This is a genomic window from Methanobrevibacter sp., from assembly GCF_017431965.1.
Lineage (GTDB): Archaea > Methanobacteriota > Methanobacteria > Methanobacteriales > Methanobacteriaceae > Methanocatella.
This window is the reverse complement of the sequence record NZ_JAFRKB010000063.1, coordinates 1-4171: the sequence shown is the minus strand read 5'-3', so window position 1 is coordinate 4171 and position 4171 is coordinate 1. Positions and strand designations below refer to the sequence as shown.

Here is a 4171-nt window from a genome sequence, read left to right as displayed (position 1 = left end):
TGAATCATTAGACACATCCTCATTTAAGATAGGCAAAACTCTTTCAACGAGGTCTTGCTTTTTGCCTGAAACTTTCAAACCGTTTTCTCTTAAAATGTATTTTAGTTCTGGAACTGTGTATTTTTCAGATATCTCTTCAGCGGTTAATGTTTCGCTGCTTGAATTTTTATAAGATTTTTCTTTTTTAGCCATGATATCATATCCAAAAAGTTATTTATTGATATATCATTTGAAATGTAATATATTTAAATATGTTGATTTTTTTAAATATTATTTAATTTTTAACTCAAAAAAATAATCAAATGACTATAAAATTAATAAATTTATTTAAAATTATTAAAAATTTTTGAAAAAAATTTTTAAATTTTAAATTGGTGGTTTGAAAGTAAAAAAATTATCATAAAATAAACAGATAAACTTGGTTAATTTCAAAAATTATTATTTTGAAAAAAATAATTAATAAAAAAAATTAAAAATTTAAAAAATTTAAAAATTATTGGACAGTTTAATAAATTTAAAAATTATTTAAATATAAAATTAGATATTCCTTTGAGTTTTCAGTGTATTGTAGTAGTAACCTTTTTTGGCTAAAAGCTCCTCATGGGTTCCCTGCTCAATCACTCTGCCTTTTCCAAGCACAACTATTTTGTCAGCATTTCTAATGGTTGATAATCTATGGGCTACAATAAAACTGGTCTTATTTTTCATCAGCTCATCTAAAGCTTCCTGAATCAATAATTCTGTTCTTGTATCCACATTGGATGTTGCTTCGTCTAAGATTAATATTTCCTTGTTGGAAATAATTGCTCTTGCTATTGTTAGGAGTTGCCTTTGACCTTGTGATATATTGTCCCCATCTTCATTTAGGATTGTATTATAACCTTCTGGAAGTTGTCTTATGAATTTATCTGCATTCGCTTTCTTGGAAGCGGCAATTATTTCATTCTCTGTTGCTTCTAGATTGCCGTATCTGATGTTTTCTTCAATTGTATCTGAAAATAGCCAGATTTCTTGTAAAACCATTCCCATTAATGATCTGAGAGAATGTTTGTCGTATTCATTAATATTGGTGCCGTCAATTTTTATCTCTCCGGAATCGACATCATATAATCTTGTAAGTAATTTGATAATGGTTGTCTTACCAGATCCCTTTTCACCGATGATGGCTATTTTTTCACCTTTTTTGACAGTTAGTGAAAAGTTGTCAATGATTTTTTCATCTTCGGTATAACCAAAGCTGATGTTGTCGAAGGTTATTTCATTTTCTAAGCTTTCAAGTTCTTTAGTTGATGGATTTTCTTCATCTTCCATTTCTAAAAACTCGAATATCCTTTCAGCGGATGCCGCCCCTGCCTGAAGTTTAGGCATTATGTCTGTTAATGTTTTAATCGGATCCGTAAAATTCTTTAAAAATTCAAAAAATGATAAAATTCTTCCTATTGTCATTGAACCTTGAAGAACAAAAATTGAACCCAATACGGCTACTGTAACATATCCTAAATTAGAATTTAAGTTTGTTAAGGGAGTATTTAGACTTGAAAGGAATCTGGATTTCCATTCATCTGAATACCATTCATCAACATTATCATTAAATTCGCTAATGGTGTGATTTTCATAATTGAGTGTTCTTATTATCTCATGGTGGGAAAATATTTCTTCAATCTGGTTGTATATACCTCCTTTAGAGTATAGTGTGAAATATTTTTGAGAGATTTTGCTGATGATTGCAATAAGTGCTGATGATAGTAAAACTACGCCAACAATGGCTAATGTCAGCAGGGCATTGGTGGCAATCATCATTATTAATGTACCTATTATTGTAATGACTGTAGTTGTTATTTCTGTAAATGATGATATAAGGGCATTTTCCAAAACATTGACGCTACCTATGATCCTTGATAAAACATAGCCTCTTTGTTTTTCATCAACAGACTCCATTGGCATTTGCATTGCCTTATTTATTATTCTTTGTCTTAAGGAATAAATAATGTCTGAAGTTGTTTTAACCAAATAGTATGTTTGGAGGTATGAAACGACATTACTGATGAAATATAATGTTGCAGCAATGGATAATAGTTTAATCAAACCTTCAAAATCAAGTGTTCCGGTATGGTTAATGGTATTTTTGGCTCCTTCAATGAGGATATTGATTGCATCCCCTAATAGCAATGGACTAATGACTGTAAATAGAACGGATAGTATTGCACAAATGCCAGTTAAAAGGAATTTAAGTTCATGGTCTTTCATCAATCGCAAAATATTTTTTACAATTCCTCTTAATCCCATTTTTTCTCCATTTGAAGTCATTATATCCCATCCCCCAATAGATTGACTTGGCTGTTTACAATTTCACGATAAATGTCGCAGCTTTCAATTAATTTATCATGTGTTCCACTATCAATGATTTTCCCATTATCCAGAACAATTATTTCGTCTGCATCTTTTATTGTTGAGATTCTTTTGGACACAATCAGAATTGACGCATCATCCAAATCTTTTAAGTTGTTTTTTATTATCTTTTCAGTATTCTTGTCAAGCTCTGAGAAGCATTCATCGAATAAATAAAAATTACATTTCTTTAAAATTGATCTTGCTATTGATAGACGTTGCTTTTGACTGCTTGAAAAATTAGCTCCTTCCGGCATAACTTCATCATCTAAACCATTAATGAAATTCACGTTAGCTCTTTTTAATGCTTCATTTATTTCATCATCATTTGCATTTTTATCAATAATTTTCATGTTGGATTTTATAGTTCCTTTGAATAAATGGGCTTTTTGCGGTGTCAGACTTATAGTTTCCCTCAAAGGCGCTAGCTTATAATTTTTAATATTTTCTCCATCCAATAGTATTTCCCCTGAAGTTGGATCTTGAAGACGAGGTATCAAATTTAGTATTGTTGATTTTCCGCTTCCGATTCCTCCGATAATGGCTATGGTTTTACCGGGTTCCAATTTGAAACTGATGTTTGTTAATATATTGCTTTCACTATCGGGATATTTGAAATCCACATTTCTAAATTCAATGATTGGTTTGTCTGTACTGATTGTTTCAATTTCACCATCAACGATTCTTACTTCTGTTTGGAATATTTCATTCACGCGCCTTATGGAAACGATGACATCAGGCATTATGGTAAAAACTGTTGAAACCATTATAAAGGCTGTCACGATTTGGGTTGCATATTGAATAAATGCAAGCAAGTCCCCAATTAATAGATTTCCTGCTTCAATTTGGAAAGATCCAAAGAAAATTATCCCAACAGTCATAAGTGATAAATGCAAGCTTAACAATGGAGTTGAAAGAAGAATAATTCTATAGGCATTAATGCGGGTTTTATGATAATTGCTGTTTACTTTGTCAAATTTCGCATCTTCATAATCTTGCATTGCAAAAGTTTTAATGACTGGCATCCCCATTAAAACTTCACGGGTGTTTCCATGGATTCTATCTGTAATTTCTTGAAATTTTCCAAGGTAGGGCATAGCTTTTTTGAAAAGAGGAATCATTAAGATTATAATGACGACAAATATAAGCACGATAATCCAGAACAGGGATGTTCCAAGTTTCAACGACTTCATTATACCTCCAACCCCTAATATTGGTGCAAATATAATTACCGTTAAAAGCTCTTTTATAAACGTTTGTATCTGTGAAACATCTGTTGTGCATCGGGTAATCAATGAAGATTTTGAAATACCATTCAGTTCAGGGTTAGAAAATTTTAAGATTTTAGGAATAATCATTTTTCTTAAATCTCTTGCGTATCCTGAAGAAAACCTGATTGAGAAAAAGGAGGCAAGTATTGCAGAAATTGTGGCAAGAACTGTAATTATTATCATTTTTATTCCGATGTTATAGATATAATTAATATCTGCATTTGCAACACCAATATTTACAATATCTGCAGTATATTCCGGCAGTGTTAATGTGAAATATGTCTGAACGATTAACAGGAGCAAAATAAGTATAAAACTTTTGTATTTTTTTATTATTGGTGAAATCAAAGCATTCATAAAGTATACCTGATTTATTTTTTAAATTCTTCTAAAAATTCTCTAAACGGATTTACAAATATTGAATAGTCATACTTGTAGACAAATTTCTGGTCATCAAAAATATTTATTTCTATATTTTCAATTTTGTCTTTAAGAGGTAACATGTCAAATTC

3 protein-coding genes are annotated in these 4171 nt (G+C 30.6%); all 3 read right to left on the bottom strand.

Going from position 1 to position 4171, the window contains the following annotated elements:
- A partial coding sequence (locus IJI93_RS09265; protein WP_292822377.1) for an SAP domain-containing protein occupies positions 1 to 192 on the bottom strand: 192 nt, incomplete at its 3' end.
- A 345-nt stretch (positions 193 to 537) separates the two neighbouring features.
- Positions 538 to 2307 carry an ABC transporter ATP-binding protein gene (locus IJI93_RS09260; RefSeq protein ID WP_292822375.1) on the bottom strand — a complete coding sequence of 590 codons (1770 nt, stop codon included), beginning with the start codon at positions 2305 to 2307 and terminating at the stop codon, positions 538 to 540.
- Positions 2307 to 4016 carry an ABC transporter ATP-binding protein gene (locus IJI93_RS09255; protein ID WP_292822373.1) on the bottom strand — a complete coding sequence of 570 codons (1710 nt, stop codon included), beginning with the start codon at positions 4014 to 4016 and terminating at the stop codon, positions 2307 to 2309. Before IJI93_RS09255 ends, IJI93_RS09260 begins: the two co-directional genes overlap by 1 nt.
- Between the last annotated feature and the right edge of the window lie 155 nt (positions 4017 to 4171).

Bases quoted from the DNA above. Each gene is read 5' to 3' on its own strand.
- IJI93_RS09260 (WP_292822375.1), bottom strand. From the start codon at position 2,307: ATGACTTCAAATGGAGAAAAAATGGGATTAAGAGGAATTGTAAAAAAT.
- IJI93_RS09255 (WP_292822373.1), bottom strand. From the start codon at position 4,016: ATGAATGCTTTGATTTCACCAATAATAAAAAAATACAAAAGTTTTATA.